At 61.3% G+C, this 1,098-nt stretch carries 1 protein-coding gene; it reads right to left on the bottom strand.

Going from position 1 to position 1,098, the window contains the following annotated elements; translation table 11 throughout:
- Positions 1–29: 29 nt before the first annotated feature.
- Entirely contained in the window at positions 30–1,046 is a 1,017-nt protein-coding gene (locus MJ643_RS30405; protein WP_008435491.1) for an IS30 family transposase, read from the bottom strand.
- Between the last annotated feature and the right edge of the window lie 52 nt (positions 1,047–1,098).

The following is a 1,098-nucleotide window of genomic DNA, read 5'->3' as shown; positions in this document are numbered from 1 at the left end:
GGCGGTTGCAGGAGCTGAGTGCAACACAGTTACTGGATTGAGGCGGGAGCCTCGTGATGCTTGGCCATCAGCTCGGTCATGACCTCGATGGGGCACTTGAAACCGAAGCGCTTACGCGGTCGGATGTTCAACTCGTAGGCAATCGCATCCAACTGCTCTTGGCTGCACACCGACAGATCCGTGCCCTTGGGCAGGTACTGGCGGATCAGTCCGTTGATGTTCTCATTGCTGCCGCGCTGCCAGGGGCTGTGCGGGTCGCAGAAGTAAATTGCCACCCCGGTCTTCTGGGTGATTTCCGCGTGACGCGCCATCTCCCGCCCTTGGTCGTAGGTCATGCTCTTGCGGGCCGCCAGCGGCATATGGTTCAGCGCCGAACTGAAGCCTTCCACGGCCGAGGTCGCCGTCGCGTCTTGCATCTTCACCAGCATCAGGTAGCCGCTGGTGCGTTCGACTAGCGTACCCACGGCCGATGCGTTGGCTTTGCCCTTGATCAAGTCGCCCTCCCAATGTCCCGGCATCACGCGATCCTCGATCTCCGGCGGACGCACATGGATGCTGACCATGTCCGGGATCTGGCCACGGCGATCTACGCCGCCAGAACGCGGACGGCGGGAGGTTTTGCCTTGCCGCAGGCAGATGATCAGCTCCTTGCGCAGTTCGCCGACCGGCAGGGCATAGATCGCGTTGTAGATCGTCTCGCGGCAGACGTAGGCGTCTTCGAAGCTTGGGGATTTCATGGTTCGCAGCTTGCCGGCAATCTGCTCGGGAGAAAAGCGCTGTCGCAGCAGGTGGGCGACCAGCTCGAACAATTCGTTGCCGGGCACCAGCTTTTGCCGGGGCCGGCAGGGCAATCGACGATCGCGCATGGCTTGTTGGGCATGCTGGGTGGTGTACTCACCCCGGGCATCACGATTGCGACGGATCTCGCGACTGATCGTTGAGGGGCTGCGGTTGAGCATTCGGGCAATGGCGCGCTGGCTCATGCCACGCAGCAGACTGACCTGGATATCGGAGCGTTCTTCAACGCTGAGTTCGTGATAAGACATGGCAACACCCTACCGGAAAGGTCAGGTGTTGCACTCAGTTTTTGCCGCCGCC

Source organism: Pseudomonas sp. PNPG3, from assembly GCF_023093815.1.
GTDB classification, from domain to species: Bacteria; Pseudomonadota; Gammaproteobacteria; order Pseudomonadales; family Pseudomonadaceae; genus Aquipseudomonas; species Aquipseudomonas asiatica.
The sequence above is the reverse complement of the archived record's forward strand: the minus strand, read 5'-3'. Positions and strand labels throughout refer to the sequence as shown.

What these genes read in the sequence shown, in the direction of transcription:
- MJ643_RS30405 (WP_008435491.1), bottom strand. Translation starts at nt 1,046, where the DNA reads ATGTCTTATCACGAACTCAGCGTTGAAGAACGCTCCGATATCCAGGTC.